Source organism: Maledivibacter halophilus (assembly GCF_900167445.1).
GTDB classification, from domain to species: Bacteria; Bacillota; Clostridia; order Peptostreptococcales; family Caminicellaceae; genus Maledivibacter; species Maledivibacter halophilus.
In genome coordinates this window covers 276977-294212 of record NZ_FUZT01000004.1, presented here as the reverse complement: position 1 = coordinate 294212, position 17236 = coordinate 276977, and the positions used below count along the sequence as shown (strand labels likewise).

The following is a 17236-nucleotide window of genomic DNA, read 5'->3' as shown; positions in this document are numbered from 1 at the left end:
ATAATAATTTTTAAAAATTGCATAACTCTGATTTGGCAAAATTGCATATGGGAATATTATCCTTAATTTAATTATTTATAATTAAATATATTTCGATGGCACAGCTTCGAAGATTTTAAACCAATATGTAGTAGTTAGTTTTTTGAGAAGGTAATTATGCAATTTGCTCATTTAATTGAAAAGTGGTGATAATCATTGGGATAGTAGAAGCATTAGAGAATATAAAGTTATTTTTTGTTGGAGCTTTAGATATGCAGGGAAAGGCCCATGGTCATATAGAAAATGAAGCCTTTGAAACTATGGACCAATTTATGTTATTATGTTTTGGTGACTTACTGGGAATAGATTTACCTACAACTTATTATGCATTAGAGCTATTACCCTATTTAGGAGAAGATATTGTAAAATGGAATATGCGAATGTCGGACAAGAAATCAATATGGGAAGAAAAAGCAGGTAAATTAGACATAGACCCTTAAAGGAGATTTGTTATGGGAAAAATAATTTTTTTTGGTGGAAAAGGTGGAGTTGGGAAAACAAGCTGTTCTACAGCATTTGCCCTTTCAAAGGCTCGAAATGGATTGAAAACATTGCTTGTATCAACAGATCCTGCTCATTCAATTTCAGATTTATTTCATTGCAAAATCCAAGATAAAATGACTCAGCTGGAATCTAATTTATTTGGTATGGAAATTAACCCTCAGAAAGAAAGTAATGCTTATATAGAAAAAATAAGAAGAAATTTACATTCCATTATGAGTCCAATCATCATGGAAGAATTAAACAAGCAGCTTGACGCTGCCAGTGTATCTCCAGGCACCCACGAATCAGCATTATTCGATAAAATGATTGAACTTATTATTAATACATCTAAAGATTTTGACTACATTGTTTTTGATACTGCACCTACAGGTCATACTTTAAGATTATTATCACTCCCTGAAATGCTTGGTACATGGATGGACAGTCTAATTAATAAAAGAAGGAAAACCCTGAGCTTAAAAAAGATGATGGGAAAAAACAAAGATGATAAAGACCCGATAATTGAAATACTATCCAAGAGAAAGAAAAATCTTACCCTTGCAAGGGAAATAATGATCGATGGAGAAAACTTACAATTCATATTTGTATTAAATGCTGAAAAAATGCCTATAGAAGAAACTAAAAAAGCTGTAAAAATGCTGAAAACATATGATATAATAGTAAATTCTCTGGTTGTCAATAAGATTTTACCAGACAACAGTTCAGATGATTTTTGGAAGAGCAAAAAAGTTAAGGAAGAAAAATATCTAAAAGTTATTCAAGAAGAAATTCCTGTAAATAAAATATATAAAATACCTCTATTTAAGTTTGATATGGATGAATATACAATTAATGAAATGGTTCAGTATTTTCTTTAAAATTTATTAATCTTTAAAGTGTACGCTTATCAATAGATTCATAATAGCAAAACTTAATTTATGCATATCAAAATATCTGGTGTTTCTGAGAAGTTTTGATATGTATAAATTAACTGTTTTGCTGGAATATCTATAAAAATACTTTCAGTATTTTTTATCTAAAGATAAAAGTTTTTGTTATTGAAATCTCCGATTATTAATATAATTTACAAAGAACAAATTACTCTATTGGAGAATGATTATATGGAATCGGTTATAACTTTTTTGGATATCATAAAAGATATACTTAACTTTGTAAATAGCAAAATACTCATAACTGTTATATTACTAAGTATATGGTGGCTAATTCGTAAATTAATCAATAAAATTATTGAAGAAAAAATAGACAAAGTAAAAAAAATCCATAAAGCAAAAAAGAAAGCCTCAATCATTACAACTGCTTTAATTATTTTTCTATTATGCCTATTATGGGTTAAAGATTTTACTCAATTCATAGCAATTTTATCGGCGGGATTATCTATCACATTAAAGGAGCCAATAGAAAACATCTTTGGCTATTTCTTTATTTTGTTAAAAAAGCCCTTCAAAGAAGGGGATAGAATAGAGATTAATGGTGTTTCTGGGGATGTAATAAGTATAACGGCCTTTCAATTCACTGTTATTGAAATAGGTAACTGGGTTAATCCCGATCAAAGTACAGGGAGAATAATACACGTTCCAAATGGTAAAATTTTTTCTAAGGATTTAGCTAATTATACTAAAATATTTAACTATATTTGGGACGAACTAGAAGTATTAATTACCTTTGAAAGCAATTGGGTATCTGCTAAAAAAATTCTTTTAAATATTGTTAATAAATATTGCTTAGATGAAAGTAAAAATGCTGGTGTTAATTTAGATGAAATTTCTAAAAAACATATGATCTACTATAAAAATCTTACCCCTATTGTCTATACCGATGTAAAAAATAGTGGTATACTATTAACAGTTCGTTATCTTTGTAAGCCTCAGCAAAAAAGGATTTATCGCTCTTTAATATGGGAAGAAATGCTGTCTCAATTTAACACCAATAAAGATATAGAATTTGCTTATCAGACTATTAAAGTAAAATAGACATTGACAATACCTTCAATTAGATGAAAAGAGAAATTATATATGGGATTCTCCCCTTATAAAATCCGATATTATTAATATATAGTTTTCATATTTTTCTCCCCCATATTCCAATTCCTTTAATTTAACTTCTCCCCCCAGATATTCAGTTAATTTTTTTTTGATTTTTTCCTTGTCTAGTTTTCCATTTGTTTTTCCATCAATATAGTCTTTTATATAATCTACACTGACTTCAACAAATGCTGATTCAGAAGATACTGCCCAAACTGACATTCTTCCTCCCATATCTTTCTCTGATATTTTTCCCCTTGTCTCCTTAATTATATATTCAATATCGCCTTCTTTATCCTTTGGTATTTCTATTCCTAGGGCTTGAGGAAAGCCATGCTCTGGAGAAAGACAGCACCATGGATATATTCCTTCATTTTTTCTAACTAATGTACTTAATAATTTATCTACACTATAATTAGTAGTATAGAATATAGTTTGTTTACCATATTTTTCTATATTCTTAGGAACATCTTCAATAATAAATTTCTCAATCCCCGATATACTGCTTTCACCTCCAGGATCAGGAATCATAGCATCTATAAATTTAATTCCCAATTTTTCACAACCTCTTTTGAGAATATCTCTTTTTTGGGAAAGTAATTCATAGGACATATGCCTTGGAAAAGAATAATGTACAAAGGTTTTTGCTTCCTTTTCATTGGCAAATTCTAATATTTCTGAAGCAGTACCTATTGTATCTCTACTAAGTACAATATCAGCTTTAGAGGCTATAACATCGGGATCTTCTCCCGGAGAACATACAATTATTAATAAATCATTCCTTTTCTCTCTTATTTTATCTATTGCACCTGTTACACCAGGAATTCCCTGGGCTATAATAATTCCCTTTACATTAGGGTCTAATGCCATAAGAGTAATCTTATCTATAATTGCTTCCTGTTCAAGGTTGAATTTAACGGGAAAAACCTTATGTATTATACGGTCTTTGCCGTATCTCTTCACCATTTGCTCTGCCGACCTATATCCATCTTCATTTGCAATAAGGGGTGAAGTTATTAAACCTATTTTCCAATTATCTTTTTCTATAGAAGTTTGTTTATTACATCCAAAAGTACCTACTATCAACAGGGTAGTAATAAAAATTACGATACACTTTTTAAACATAAAACTTCCTCCTTTTATATTAAAATAGATTCTTACTAAATCCACCTTTATCCCATTATATTCCATAAGTTTATTGCTTTCAATATTTTTCAACATAAAGAACACTAGCTATCATTTTATTACAGCTAGTGTTTTTTGCCTCCTACTTGCCATATATCTTTACTTTCACTTCCTTGTGGCTAAAATCTCCTTTTCCATTTCTAATACTTCACTTTTTACTTCGTCACTCAATTTAGAAAAAATCTCGTTCCTATAAATTCTACTTAATTCTCCTTTATTTTTCACACCTTTTTTTATAACATCAGTCCAATAGGTTTTTCTTCTTTTATGGTATAAGTCAAGGTCAACAATTCGTGTTCCATCTTCTAAGTACTCCAGGCCTAATAGTATTTTCTTTATATATTTGGGATCATAATACGTGAAAAATCTGATTCTATATACACCTACCGACATTAAAATAGTTGCTGCATCCTTACCCCAAGCTTCTCCAAGTATAAATCCTACTTCCAGCTGCTCAAGAACTTTTAAAAGTCTTTTATAATGGAGCATATACTCTCCATAAATGTCATAGATTTTTATTATTAGCTCATACCAATCTTTATTGTCAAATCCAGTATTAAGATACTTTAAATCATGTATTTTCAATTCTTTTAGTACACTAGGATATTCTTTATTGATTATAATAGCTCTTTCATGAATCTCCGATAAAGAAATAGGTTCATTTAAACGTTTTTGTGTGAAAACAATAATTGTTCCAGTATTATTATTTTCAAGTATTTCGTGGAATTTTCCAATCTCTCCATTATAGTCCTCTGATATTTGTTTTATTACCTTCTCTGTATCTCCAAAGGTCTTCATTATAATTATCCTTGGTGCCATTCTTGAATAAGATATTAAATTATATCTATCATCATTTATTATTTTACATAATACTGACTCTGACTGATATTTTAAAAACAGAACTTTTGCAATATCTTTAGGCTTTATTATTTCTTCTTTTTTATCGGTCAAAAATATGATAGTTGTATTTTCTGTAGATTTCTCAAAGGCTGTATTCACATCATAATCTTCAGCTTCAAAATCCTCAAGAAATAAATTTCTCAACACATCCACATCTTGACTTTCTAAAACAATAATCTTAGGACCACTTCGAAAAATGGATAACATTTAAAAAACCCCCTTTAAAGGCCAATATTTGATTTACACATTCTAGCATCATCTGTTCCATAAGGATAGGGCAAAACAAATATCTTCTTGCTCCTTAATGTTATTATATTTATACCTATTATTCCATTTAAATAAACTATATCATTTTCCGTATCGGAAGTCATAGATAAATCATGACCAAATAAATTGTATTTTTCTGGTGATTTGCTGATTTCGCTATAAAAATGGCTAATTTTATAATTTTCCTCATCTATAACCATAATATCGCTTCCTTCAACTATAATACTCCTATTTATATATTCTGTTACAATGCTTGAATCATCATGATTTCCAATAGTTAAATATATTTTATGAGCAAAGGAATTTTCCAATATTTTTATTAGGTCCTTAACTTTTTTTCTGTACATATTTCTTCTCCTAGGATATAATTCAAGCTTAATATTATCAACTAAATCTCCCGTATGAACAATATATTTGGGTTTAAGCTCTTTGATGAGCAATTCTAAACTAGAATAAAAACTTGCTGGAGTATCAGAAATATGTAATAATATATCTTCACCAGATTCAAGAATATCTCTAGGTATATAAACTCTACCTAATAAAGAAAACAATATGTTTTTTATTTTTTTCATTTTTATCCTTTCTAGTTTGGCATTTTTACCTTTATATATATTATTATAGATAAACAAGATTGTCATTCAAAATAAATTTTATAGCTCTGACTTGACAAAATTGCCTAATTATATATGGGATGGCTTTAGGTGCTTTAAAACCATATGTAATAGATAGTTTTTAAAGAAAGTAATTATGTAATTTGCTTAATTGATACAATTTAGAGGCTTCTTTCCATTTAATGCTGCAATAATATTATCTGCTGCCATAACAGACATTTTCGTCCTTGTTTCATCAGTTGCACTTCCAATATGAGGACACAGCACAACATTATCTAATTCTTTAAGCTCCTTCTCTACCTTTGGTTCATTTTCATATACATCCAACCCAGCTCCCCAAATTTTCTTATACTTTAGAGCTTTTACCAGTGCTTTTTCATCTACTACCGGACCTCTTGATGTATTAATTAATATTGCTTCTTTCTTCATTATATTGAATTCATTATCACCAATCATATGCTTTGTATCCTTAGTTAGAGGTGTATGGAGGGAAATATAATCTGATTTTTTTAGTACTTCTTCAAATGATACAAACTGTGCTCCAGTTTCCTTCTCAAATTCTTTCTTTCTAGATCTATTGTAATACAAAATTTTCATATTAAAAGATTTTCCTCTTTTTCCAAAGGCTCTTCCTATACGTCCTGTTCCTATAATTCCAAGTGTTCTTCCACTAACATCCTTACCTAATAATAATTTTGGAGACCATGCTGTAAATTTATCATTTCTAATATATTTATCTCCTTCAACTACTCTCCTTGCCACAGCAAACAACAATGCCCATGCTAAATCAGCAGTTGCATCGGTTAAAACATCAGGGGTATTAGTAAGATATATATTTCTCTCCTTAGCTGCCTCTATATCCATATTATTATATCCAACTGCATAATTAGCAAATATTTTTATATTTGGCTCTATATCCATCAGTTCTCTATCAATTGTATCTGCCAATTGACATAAAACTCCATCCTTTCCCTTAACTTTCTTCTTTAACTCTTCATAGGTAAAAACCCTATCTAATTCATTAACTTCCACATCAAAATGTTCAAGTAACTTTTTTATTCCTTCTTCAGGTATTTTTCTTGTTACTAAAACCTTTTTCCTTGACATAATATCTCCTCCATTTTTTCTTTATAATATAATTATTGTATCATTATAATATGATTCTTTAGAAATGTTTTTTTAAAATTTTAATTTTACTGTATCCTTTAAATATTCTAGGGAAATAATAATTTTGAGGTGATTCATATGAAAAAAATCAAATTTATATTAATATATTTTTTGATGGCCTTTATTATTATAATGTCAGTATCTTCATGTACTCAACAAGCTCCTAAAAAACCAGCACCAACGTCTGATGAGCCAAAAGAAATGCCTAAGGTTGTGGAAGAAATTGAATCAGAAATCATAAGTATAATGTCTGAAGTAGATATGATCCCTTATTATGAAAAACAAATTCAAGAAAAACTTAAAAAGAACAAAGAGAAAAAAGAACTTTCTATTAAAATGGGAATGACCTCTCAAAGTGATAGTAGCCAAAGTCAAGAAGGCAATGGTCAGCAAGAGGGTACAGAAAAAAAGGAAGCAGGAGAAATTGACAAACTAGTTGAGTTTGAACCAAAGCCAATAACAATAAATGATATTCTACTATCTGAAATATTAGAATCTGAAACTCAAAAAATAAAAGGAAGCAATACTCAAGAAATTCCAAATCATATTGATTTTATTTGGGATAAAATAAATAAAAAGATTAGAGAGTTACATAAAAAGTGGAATTCTCTTGAATCTGACGTTATTAAATCAGGAGTTTCCCAAGAGCCTGTAATGGGATTTGAAAAGACTTTAAATAATCTAACCATTTCAGCAAATAATTATAATTTTTTAGATACCCTTGTTTACAGCAATAAATTAACCTCTTATATTCCCGATTTAGTAGAAAATTTTAAAAAGAAATTTCCAACACCTATATATTATATGAAATATTACCTTAGACAAACAGTATTGGCTTGTAAAATTAAAGATTATAATAGTGCGTCAAGCAACTACAGCAAATTAAATATTTACAAAGATGCTTTAGTATCCCAATTAGTAGATAAGAAACTTACCGAACTTGCTAATAAGCTCAATACTTCAATCAAGGATCTGGAAGATTCATTATTGCTAAAGGACTTAAATGTCATTAAAATAAAGGCCAGTGTAGTCATGAGTAATATACAATTAGTAAAGGAAGAATTATCAAAACAATAAATTTTAGGGAAATTGTATGATAAGTCTGTACAATTTTCCTAAATAAATAATTAATTTATATTGATTGAATATCATACCTTATTTATAATAATTATATAATTATTATATAATTGATATATACTTTCTTAAGAAAGGAGATTTATTGTGATTAAAATATTATTGCTTGCTGCTGCAAGCTACCTAATTGGAAGTATTCCTTTTTCTTTCCTGACAGCTAAATTTTTTGGCGGAATTGATATAAGAAATTATGGAAGCGGTAATTCCGGTGCAACAAATGTTTTCAGAACACTTGGCAAAAAGGCTGGAGCAGTGGCTTTTTTAGGGGATTTTCTTAAAGGTTTCATTACTATTCTTATTATTAAAATTTATATTGGTATAGATATATCAGTTATATGTTCAGCCTGTGTTGTCATAGGACACTGCTATCCAGCCTTTCTTAGATTTAAAGGAGGTAAAGGGGTGGCCACTGCAGGTGGAACTATATTTGCACTATATCCACTGGTTGGATTCATTCTATTATTTTCTTTAATTGTCATAGTCAAAATATCTAAAATGGTTTCTCTTGGGTCAATTTCAGCAGCTATATTGTTTCCTGTTATATCCCTACTATTGAAGACTCATAAATATTTTCTCTTTTACTCTATTGTAATTGGTTTATTTGTCATATACAAACATAGAACAAATATAAGTAGACTATTATCGGGTAAAGAATCAAAAATAAGCTTTAAAAATTAAACTTTTATAGGTGTACATTTGTATAAATTTCCCATAAGAAAATTTAATTCATTTATATCAAAATATCCAGTGTTTCTGAGAAGTTTTGATGTGTATAAATTAACTATTTTACTGGAATATCTATAGTTAGTTTTTAAGAAGTATTTATTTATACCATCAAACGCAAAAAGAGAATCCATCATAGAGGATTCTCTTTTTTATGGTATTAAATTCTATTCTGTCTAAATATTAAAAAATTGGCGGGAATATGTGGGAATCGAACCCACCTAAGAGGCTCCTAACCCCTCATGCTGGTTTTGAAGACCAGAGGGCACACCAGCACCCATCTACTCCCAAAATCCCTTTGTTTTTTGCGACTATTACATTATAGCATATAGATATAATCTGTCAAGGGGTGATTGGATCAGTGAATTTTGCCAGTTTTAATTGATGATTTAAATGTAAAGCAAAACGAGCTAATCTATTTTAACATTTCTTGGTTTTCTTTATAGAATTCCTTTTTAAAATTTTTAAAACGTTTAATTACATCGGGATTATTGTATAAAAATTCATTTAGCATATATATTTTTTTTAGAGTATTAATACTTACATCATGCTCTATCATTTCTGTATCCTTTAAAAGAGTTTTTTCTACTCCAAGGTTTTTCAGAAACTCTTCTATAATTCTATGTCTTTTTAAAAGAAATCTCCCAACTTCTTTTCCATTTTCAGTAAGCTGTACTATTCCATACCTTTGATAATCTACTAGTCCCATTACATTCAATTTTTTTACTACTTTAGTGGTTGATGATGGACGTACATTTAATTTATGGGCTAATTGATTAATACGAATATATCCCTCTTTAATACAAACCCGATAAATCATTTCCAGATAATCCTCCATACTGGAAGTCAATAATTTATTTTCTGAATTTAACATTTGGTATCCTCTTACAGTATGAAATTCCCTATCTTTTTCCATATCCCTCTTCCTTTCTTTTTTTATATTATATGTAAACAATATTGTTACTTAAGAATAAATTTCAAATAATAAATGCTCTCCTATTTTTTATTTGAAATTTATTAAACCTTAAAGCTCTTTATCTTTAAAATAAAAATTTAACTATAAGTGTAACAAATATAAATATTAATACATATTTTAATTATTAGCTAAAACCAATAAAGTTTCCTATGACTAACTTATGAAATTAAATTATAAAAAATTAATAAAATGGAGGTTTTTTTATGGAAAAAAATTTAATTCCTTTACATGAATTACCTAATGGCTCCTTTGGTATAGTTAAGAAACTTACTTCAAAGGGAAATGCTCGCAGAAGAATGTTGGATCTTGGTCTAATCCATAATACCTGTGTAGAATCATTAATGAAAAGTCCAGCAGGTGACCCCACAGCATATCAAATCAGAGGAGCTGTTATTGCTCTAAGATCAGAAGAGGCATCTAAAATTTTTGTTGAATCAATTCAGTAGTTTATCATAAATTTCATTGATTAAAGGCGTTTATTGACCAAAGCGGTCATTACCATAAAACTTTAATTAACTAGGGGGTTATAAAAATGGGTTTGACAAATAAATCTACTGGAATAGGAGCCTTAAATGAAATGTTTGAGGTTGAATTGGAATCACCTGACGATATTGTTGTTGCATTGGCAGGTAATCCTAACACAGGTAAAAGCACTGTATTTAACAGTCTTACAGGACTTAATCAACATACTGGAAACTGGCCAGGTAAAACCGTTACCAATGCCCAAGGAAAATACACACATATGGATAAAAAATATGTATTAGTTGATTTACCAGGAACATATTCTTTATTGGCTAATTCTGTAGAAGAACAAGTGGCTAGAGATTTTATTTGCTTCGGGAATCCACATGCAACGGTAGTTGTTACCGATGCAACTTGCTTAGAAAGAAATCTTAACTTAGTTCTTCAAATAATGGAAATAACTGATAAAGTAGTAGTTTGTGTAAATCTTATAGATGAAGCAAAGAGAAAAAAAATTAATATTGATCTAAAGAAACTGGAGAAGCTTTTAGGGGTACCAGTAGTTGGAACAATTGCAAGAAGTGGTAAAGGGCTGGATGAATTAAAGGATAAAATAGAAAAAGTTGCTTATGGAAAAATCAAAACTAACCCAAGACAAATAAATTATAGTGAAGTACTTAATAAAGCCATAAAAGAAGTTGATCCCCATATCAATGTTTTAGTGGGAAATAAAATCAACAGTAAGTGGACCTCTCTTCGTTTGATCGATGGAGACAGTAGTTTACTAAAATCAATAAATGAATATCTCAATTTTGATTTATCAAAGGATATGTTATTGAATAAAAAACTGTCTATTGCCCATCATGAGTTGAAAAAGGAAGATATCGAATTAGAAGTTCTAAGAGATCATATTGTTTCTAATATTGTTAAAACTGCTGAAAACATTAGTAAAGATGTAATTTCCTTAGAAAATAAAACCCATAATCATATTGACCGTAAAATTGATAATGTTTTAACCTCAAGATTATTTGGTATTCCCATTATGATTGCATTATTAGGTCTTGTTTTCTGGATTACCATTGAAGGTGCCAATATTCCTTCTGCTCTACTGGCAAATGGATTGTTCTGGATAGAAGGTCATTTAACTCTATTTTTCAACTGGCTTGGTACCCCTGATTGGATTCATGGTATTCTTGTATTGGGGGTATATCGTACATTGGCATGGGTTATATCTGTGATGCTTCCACCAATGGCAATCTTCTTTCCATTGTTTACTTTATTGGAAGATCTAGGCTATCTTCCTCGAATTGCCTTTAATCTGGATAATTACTTTAAAAAGGCTTGTGCCCATGGTAAGCAAGCATTAACAATGTGTATGGGGTTTGGCTGTAATGCAGCAGGAATCATTGCATGTAGAATTATTGATTCTCCAAGGGAAAGATTAATAGCAACTATTACTAATAATTTTGTACCCTGTAATGGACGTTTCCCAACCTTAATAGCCCTTGCCAGTATTTTTATTGGATCTGCCGCCGGCTCCTTTAGTTCTTTGGCAGCTACATTATCCATATTAGCAGCTATTGTGCTGGGTGTTATACTCACTCTTTTTATATCCAGATTATTATCAAAAACAATTTTAAAAGGATTGCCTTCCTCCTTTACTCTAGAATTACCTCCCTATAGGAAACCTCAAATAGGTAGAATAATTGTACGTTCTATATTTGACCGTACCTTATTTGTACTGAGTCGTGCTATTGTTGTTGCTGCCCCTGCCGGTTTTATTATCTGGGGTATGGCTAATATAACTATTGAAGGAGTAAGTATACTTACTCATTGTGCGGAGTTTTTAGATCCCTTTGGTAGATTAATAGGATTAGATGGATATATTATGATGGCCTTTATATTAGGTCTTCCTGCCAATGAGATTGTGGTTCCTATACTAATTATGAGTTATATGTCTAAGGGAGCTATGTTAGAACTTAATAGCTTAACAGAAATGAAACAATTATTTATCGATAACGGATGGACTTGGTTAACTGCTGTTTGCATGATGCTATTTTCTTTAAATCATTGGCCATGTGGTACTACACTTTTGACAATTCGCAAAGAAACACAAAGCTGGAAATGGACCTGGGTGTCCTTCTTGATTCCAACAGCCACAGGTATTGTTGTATGCTTTATCGTTGCTCAAGGAGCAAGACTGCTTGGTTTAGTATAGCAGAGGAGAATAATTAAGAAAAACAACTGTCTATATAACATTTGACTAAAATAATAAAGTAAATATAAGCTTTTCATACATCTAAAGCTACTATATAGCATCTTTAGATTGTAAAACCTGTATCAAAATAAAACATATGTTTTATTTTGATACAGGTTTTTGCAAACTAATCTTATTCTAGTGTTCTAAAAAAAAACATTTATATATAATATGAATAATACACAATAAATTTTAGTTTTTTATATTTTTTAAACAAAAAATTATATTAAGTAATATCAGTAAATTCTCTCTTTTAAAGATTATATTGGCATAAAAGTTGCTAGTAAATATAATATATATTTTGTTTTAGGGGTAACTTTTTTGTTTAAAATATTATTCTTTTTAGGAGGTATCAAATATGAACAAAGAAAAACAAAAAATTAATGGGATTATATGTGAATTTTTAATTTTACTTTTAGAAAAAGAAGCCAAGGATGTTTCTATAAAAATCAATGAACATGCAAATGAAACTAAAATAGAGATATCAAGTGAAAAAATAATTCTTAACAAAGATACAATATATGAGATTAATCAAATATTGAGCATGGAAAGAACTCTGGAAATTGAAAGCCTTTATTGGGGTTTATTGGGCAATATATATAAGAGCAGCAATCTTCATATAGTTGCAAATATGATAGATGATGCTGAAACATACTACCACGATAATAAATTCAAAATAATATTATCTCGAAAAAAAGATATCCTATAAAAACTTCAGGAGGACTCAATGGTAAATATTATGACAAATTATAAACTATTTATTACGCTTTTCATCTTTTGGATACTGTTAACTTTTGATTTCAGTTATTTGAATATAGTAGCTGGAATTATTGCCTGCTTTGTAGTTACTAAATTATCATATAAAATTCTCTATACTGATAAAGGCTTTGTTTTTAAAACAATAAAAATAAGTATTTTAATAAAATATTTCTTTAAATTAATATTTGAAATATATAAATCTTCATTCAGCTATATAATGCGTATAATAAAAAAAGACTGTGAACCTCGTATAGTTGAGATTCAATTGGATATTACCGACCCTTTAGCAATTACAATAATATCTAATTCAATAACCCTAACACCTGGAACTTTAACAATGGATGTCAATGATAATAGGCTCACTGTTTTATCACTACAACCCTGTAATATAGATGATAAAGCTATTGAAGCAGAAATAAAAAATAAATTTGAAAAATTCTTTATTGATGACTAATAAATACAAATAATGAAATTCTAATTACTATACTTTATACTTTTCCCATAAGAAAGGATTGTGAAATTATGTTTCTTCAAATTACTATGCTATTGCTAGTCGCAGCTATGTTTATTACTCTAATTAGAATGATAATCGGACCTACTATATGGGAAAGATTACTTGCATTTAATCTTTTTTCTGCAAAGATTTTGCTTCTATTATCTGTACACGGAGTATATAAGCAAAAATTGATTTTACTGGATATTGCTTTTACCTATGGAATTATAGGCTTTTTAACAATCACACTACTTTCAAGACTAATTTTATCAGGAGGTAGAGAAAAATGATAGGAAATGTACTTTTAGTTTTATCCTGGATTTATATTGTATTTGGAATAATCGGTATATTCCGCTTTTCAAATATGTATTCAAGACTATTAACCAGCAGTAAAATTGATACCGTTGCAGCTATAACTACATTTATAGCTTTGATTTTTTACAGCGGATTTAATGCCTTTTCTATAAGACTTGCTTTGATTATGCTATTTGTTATTTTTACAACACCAATAAGTAACCATGTTATTGCTAGATCAGCATATTTAAATGGAATTATTATTGAGAAAGAGGTAAAAAAATGAATTTTTTAATTGAAAATATGCTACAAATTATTCTCATAATTGTTACAATAACTATCGTAAAAAGTAAAAATAATATAAGACTAGTTGTACTTTTTTCATTATTTTCCCTTATCACCGCAGCTTTATATTATCTTAATAAGGCCCCGGATGTGGCTCTTGCTGAAGTGGCTATAGGCTGTGCCATTATCCCTCTAATTTTTATTATATCTATATCGAAACAGCAGGAATTTGTAGTTATCAATCATACAAATGATAATTTTTTAGAAAGTGAAATAGGACTGGGATATAGTTTACTACAAGACTTTACAAACCATTACAATTTAAAGCTTAGTATATATAATATTGGGCCCGATAATTTAAAGGGTGTATTCAGAAGTAGAAATGTTGATTTAATAGTAGAAAAATCCCAGTCCGATGATAAATATATTCTAAAGGGTAAGGAAAGTACTATTCTAATAAATAAACTTGAGCAAATGACTAAGGATATATCTAATATAGAAATTATAAAAGTTAGTGAGGATGAAACCTATGATTAAAAAAATACTTTTATTATTAATGCTCATCACATTATTTGTCTGTTTTTATGTATCAGTATATGATATCTCAGATTTTATTAGCTATTCCAGTAAAGAATATTTTATAAATAACGCAATTTCAGAAACTGGCTCTAATAATATTGTAACAGCAATTTATCTTGATTATAGACTCTTTGACTCTATATTTGAAGCTAGTATTCTTCTTATTGTTGTTTCAGGAATAATATTTATATCTAAAAAGGATGATGAAATAATATAAACTTTGATTTGAAAGGATGTATGCAATATGAAAATATCACCTCTTTTTATTTGTATAGGTAGGATACTATTTCCCTTTATGCTCATATTTGGATTTTATATAATAATAAATGGCCATGTCTCTCCTGGAGGAGGTTTCCAGGGAGGAGCAATATTGGCAACTGCAGTATTAACGAGTAATTATATATATCCTAGGAAAATTAGCAACTTAAATTCACTTATAAAGCTTGAAAAATTATCTTTTATATTAATATTGATTATTTCTTCATTAAGTTTCTTTACACGTAATGCCTATTTCACTAATTTTGTACCCCTTGAGGGATCTATAGACTTTAAAAAGGCTTTCCTCATAACATTAAACTTTTTAATTGGTATAAAGGTTGCTCTAGGCTTTGTTACTATCTTTTCAACTTTTATAAAGGAGGGAGAAAGCTAACATATGAATCTATTACTTTCATTTATTATTGTTTTAATAGGTATATATGGTCTAGTTACCAGTAGAAATATTATTAAGTCAATAGTTTGTTTAAATATTACTCAAACAGCAGTTATACTTCTTTTTTTAAATTTTGGAAATATTAATAATGGAAGTATTCCTATAATCAGTGACGGTACACTGGAAAATATTGTAGATCCTCTACCCCAAGCTTTAATGATAACTGCAATAGTGATAGGGGCTTCTATCACTGCCTTGTCCTTAATGGTCAGTATAAAAATATTTCATTATTATGGAACATTAAGCTGGGAAAAATTACTTGAAAGGAAAGGATAAAATGTCATTTATACCTATATATTTAATATTCATCCCCATAGTAGCAGCAATGATAATATACTTAATACATAACAGATATATGAACTATATAGTTTTTCCTGCTCAATTGAGCATCAGCATACTGGCTTTTAAGTACTATGATATTTACCATGGATTAAGTATACCCCAAGTAATTTCTTTAGGTAACTGGGATAAAAATATAGGAATAGCGCTCAAAAATGACCAGCTTTCAATGGCATTTATTTTTCTATCCATCTTTCTCTGGTGGGTTATATTAATCTATTCCTGGGACAAAAGAAAAAAAGATTTTAAGTTTCTTTTTTTCCTAATGTTTCTTGAAGGTACTTTCTTAGGCCTTCTTCAAACAAATGATCTTTTTAATTTATTTGTCTTTATAGAAATTATAACTATAATATCAACAATATTGATATTATATAAAAAGGACGGTCATTCTGTCAGAGCAGGTCTTTATTACTTGTTATTTAATACCGCAGGAATGCTCTTTTATTTGCTAGGATTAATATTAATATATAATGTTTCTGGAACCTTAAACATTGATATTATTGCTGAAAAGATAGCATCAATTAAAGATACTAGCTTTATTAAGCTAGGTTATATTTTTATTATGTCTGCTATTGGTGTAAAATCAGCATTTTTTCCAGTTTTCAACTGGCTTCCAAGAGCCCATGGCGCTGCTCCCTCATCGATATCAGCACTACTTTCAGGACTTTTGGTAAAAAGTGGACTATATGCATTTATTAGATTAAACGTGATATTTAAAATAGCAAATTTAGTAGACTTCTTTTTCTTTCTGGGATTTTTCACAGCCCTATGTGGAGTAGTATTTGCCTTAAGTCAAAAAGATATAAAACAAATCCTTGCATTCCATACTATTTCCCAAATCGGTATAATGTTAATGGGAATAAGTAGTTTAGAAAGCAAAATTTATATTGGAGGTCTAATGCATATTTTTAACCATGCCATGTTTAAATCATTACTATTCTTAGGAGCAGGAGTAATAATAAACACCTATGGCGTAAGGCAAATTACAGAAATAAGAGGTGTTTTTAAGAAACTGCCTTTTATATCCCTTTGTATGATAGTAGGTATGCTATCTATAACCGGTGCACCTTTATTTAATGGTTTTGTAAGCAAGTCCATTATAAAATACGGTATCCAATATTCTAGCCTAAAAACTATAATGCTATTTATTATAAACCTGGGTACAAGTATATCATTTATAAAGCTTTCACAAATATTTTTTGGGAAATCTAAAAAGAAGAATCCCATAGATATAAATATTTCTCTAGCTATGGCTTCTCTTACTATTATGTGTATAGTCTTAGGAATATACTATGTACCAATAATGAGTGCATTCTTTGGAGTAGATATTTCTTATATACAGGTATTTAAAATAAAAAATTTCATTAACTATATTTTTACTATGACAATCGGATATATAATTTATAAAAAAATTATAGAAAAGGATTACAGAATAATAAAATATTTTAGGCATGTTAATATTTCCTTTGCAAGCACAAATTTCCTTCTTATTACCTTTATCTTTATAATGATTTTATGGATTAGATGAT

21 protein-coding genes and 1 tRNA gene are annotated in these 17236 nt (G+C 29.1%); 16 read left to right on the top strand and 6 right to left on the bottom strand.

Annotated features, from left to right (window positions below):
* Window positions 1–182: 182 nt before the first annotated feature.
* The 3 genes from B5X81_RS09565 (at window position 183) to B5X81_RS09555 (ending at window position 2513) form a co-directional block, all read left to right on the top strand.
* The gene (locus B5X81_RS09565) at window positions 183–479 is read left to right on the top strand and encodes a hypothetical protein (RefSeq protein ID WP_139380291.1); all 297 of its coding nucleotides are present in this window, start codon (window positions 183–185) and stop codon (window positions 477–479) included.
* 12 nt (window positions 480–491) lie between these two features.
* Window positions 492–1400, top strand: coding sequence for an ArsA family ATPase (locus tag B5X81_RS09560; protein ID WP_079491262.1), 909 nt, complete (start codon window positions 492–494; stop codon window positions 1398–1400).
* A gap of 243 nt (window positions 1401–1643) precedes the next feature.
* Window positions 1644–2513, top strand: a complete 870-nt coding sequence (locus tag B5X81_RS09555) for a mechanosensitive ion channel family protein (protein WP_079491260.1) — start codon at window positions 1644–1646, stop codon at window positions 2511–2513.
* A 36-nt stretch (window positions 2514–2549) separates the two neighbouring features.
* Here B5X81_RS09555 and B5X81_RS09550 read toward each other — a convergent pair whose 3' ends face one another.
* From B5X81_RS09550 to B5X81_RS09535, 4 genes are all read right to left on the bottom strand, one after another.
* Window positions 2550–3689 (bottom strand): DUF3798 domain-containing protein, encoded by a 1140-nt coding sequence (locus B5X81_RS09550; RefSeq protein ID WP_170917348.1) that lies wholly within the window; start codon window positions 3687–3689, stop codon window positions 2550–2552.
* 165 nt (window positions 3690–3854) lie between these two features.
* Window positions 3855–4856: a hypothetical protein gene (locus tag B5X81_RS09545; RefSeq protein WP_079491257.1), complete on the bottom strand. Its 1002-nt coding sequence runs from the start codon at window positions 4854–4856 to the stop codon at window positions 3855–3857.
* A 14-nt stretch (window positions 4857–4870) separates the two neighbouring features.
* Complete coding sequence (locus tag B5X81_RS09540; protein WP_170917347.1) at window positions 4871–5488, bottom strand: metallophosphoesterase; 618 nt, start codon at window positions 5486–5488, stop codon at window positions 4871–4873.
* 186 nt (window positions 5489–5674) lie between these two features.
* A complete protein-coding gene (locus tag B5X81_RS09535) occupies window positions 5675–6634 on the bottom strand; it encodes a 2-hydroxyacid dehydrogenase (RefSeq protein WP_079491253.1) in 960 nt (319 codons plus the stop codon).
* Between the two features lie 138 nt (window positions 6635–6772).
* Between B5X81_RS09535 and B5X81_RS09530 the strand changes: the two genes are divergently transcribed.
* Window positions 6773–7771 (top strand): hypothetical protein, encoded by a 999-nt coding sequence (locus B5X81_RS09530; RefSeq protein WP_079491251.1) that lies wholly within the window; start codon window positions 6773–6775, stop codon window positions 7769–7771.
* Between the two features lie 144 nt (window positions 7772–7915).
* Window positions 7916–8506, top strand: coding sequence for a glycerol-3-phosphate 1-O-acyltransferase PlsY (plsY, locus tag B5X81_RS09525; protein ID WP_170917346.1), 591 nt, complete (start codon window positions 7916–7918; stop codon window positions 8504–8506).
* A gap of 237 nt (window positions 8507–8743) precedes the next feature.
* Here plsY and B5X81_RS27370 read toward each other — a convergent pair.
* Together B5X81_RS27370 and B5X81_RS09515 are read right to left on the bottom strand one after the other, a co-directional pair.
* A tRNA-Sec gene (locus B5X81_RS27370) sits at window positions 8744–8840 on the bottom strand.
* Window positions 8841–8966: 126 nt separating this feature from the next.
* Window positions 8967–9467, bottom strand: a complete 501-nt coding sequence (locus B5X81_RS09515) for a metal-dependent transcriptional regulator (RefSeq protein ID WP_079491246.1) — start codon at window positions 9465–9467, stop codon at window positions 8967–8969.
* A 263-nt stretch (window positions 9468–9730) separates the two neighbouring features.
* On the opposite strand from B5X81_RS09515, the gene B5X81_RS09510 reads away from it, so the two are divergent.
* The 11 genes from B5X81_RS09510 (at window position 9731) to B5X81_RS09460 (ending at window position 17235) form a co-directional block, all read left to right on the top strand.
* A complete protein-coding gene (locus B5X81_RS09510) occupies window positions 9731–9973 on the top strand; it encodes a FeoA family protein (protein ID WP_079491245.1) in 243 nt (80 codons plus the stop codon).
* An 86-nt stretch (window positions 9974–10059) separates the two neighbouring features.
* Window positions 10060–12207, top strand: coding sequence for a ferrous iron transport protein B (gene feoB / locus B5X81_RS09505; protein ID WP_079491243.1), 2148 nt, complete (start codon window positions 10060–10062; stop codon window positions 12205–12207).
* A gap of 397 nt (window positions 12208–12604) precedes the next feature.
* Complete coding sequence (locus B5X81_RS09500) at window positions 12605–12955, top strand: hypothetical protein (RefSeq protein WP_079491241.1); 351 nt, start codon at window positions 12605–12607, stop codon at window positions 12953–12955.
* Window positions 12956–12973: 18 nt separating this feature from the next.
* The gene (locus B5X81_RS09495; protein WP_079491240.1) at window positions 12974–13459 is read left to right on the top strand and encodes a Na+/H+ antiporter subunit E; all 486 of its coding nucleotides are present in this window, start codon (window positions 12974–12976) and stop codon (window positions 13457–13459) included.
* An 86-nt stretch (window positions 13460–13545) separates the two neighbouring features.
* Window positions 13546–13788, top strand: coding sequence for a monovalent cation/H+ antiporter complex subunit F (locus tag B5X81_RS09490; RefSeq protein ID WP_244282045.1), 243 nt, complete (start codon window positions 13546–13548; stop codon window positions 13786–13788).
* Window positions 13785–14078, top strand: a complete 294-nt coding sequence (gene mnhG, locus B5X81_RS09485; RefSeq protein WP_079491236.1) for a monovalent cation/H(+) antiporter subunit G — start codon at window positions 13785–13787, stop codon at window positions 14076–14078. The genes B5X81_RS09490 and mnhG overlap by 4 nt, the downstream gene beginning before the upstream one ends.
* A complete protein-coding gene (locus B5X81_RS09480) occupies window positions 14075–14614 on the top strand; it encodes a Na(+)/H(+) antiporter subunit B (protein WP_079491235.1) in 540 nt (179 codons plus the stop codon). The genes mnhG and B5X81_RS09480 overlap by 4 nt, the downstream gene beginning before the upstream one ends.
* Window positions 14607–14873: a hydrogen gas-evolving membrane-bound hydrogenase subunit E gene (mbhE, locus tag B5X81_RS09475; RefSeq protein WP_079491233.1), complete on the top strand. Its 267-nt coding sequence runs from the start codon at window positions 14607–14609 to the stop codon at window positions 14871–14873. The genes B5X81_RS09480 and mbhE overlap by 8 nt, the downstream gene beginning before the upstream one ends.
* Before the next feature lie 27 nt (window positions 14874–14900).
* Window positions 14901–15308, top strand: coding sequence for an MnhB domain-containing protein (locus tag B5X81_RS09470; protein ID WP_079491231.1), 408 nt, complete (start codon window positions 14901–14903; stop codon window positions 15306–15308).
* A gap of 3 nt (window positions 15309–15311) precedes the next feature.
* The gene (locus tag B5X81_RS09465; RefSeq protein WP_079491230.1) at window positions 15312–15644 is read left to right on the top strand and encodes a sodium:proton antiporter; all 333 of its coding nucleotides are present in this window, start codon (window positions 15312–15314) and stop codon (window positions 15642–15644) included.
* Between the two features lie 79 nt (window positions 15645–15723).
* Window positions 15724–17235, top strand: a complete 1512-nt coding sequence (locus B5X81_RS09460; RefSeq protein ID WP_208985027.1) for a complex I subunit 5 family protein — start codon at window positions 15724–15726, stop codon at window positions 17233–17235.
* Window position 17236: the final 1 nt, after the last annotated feature.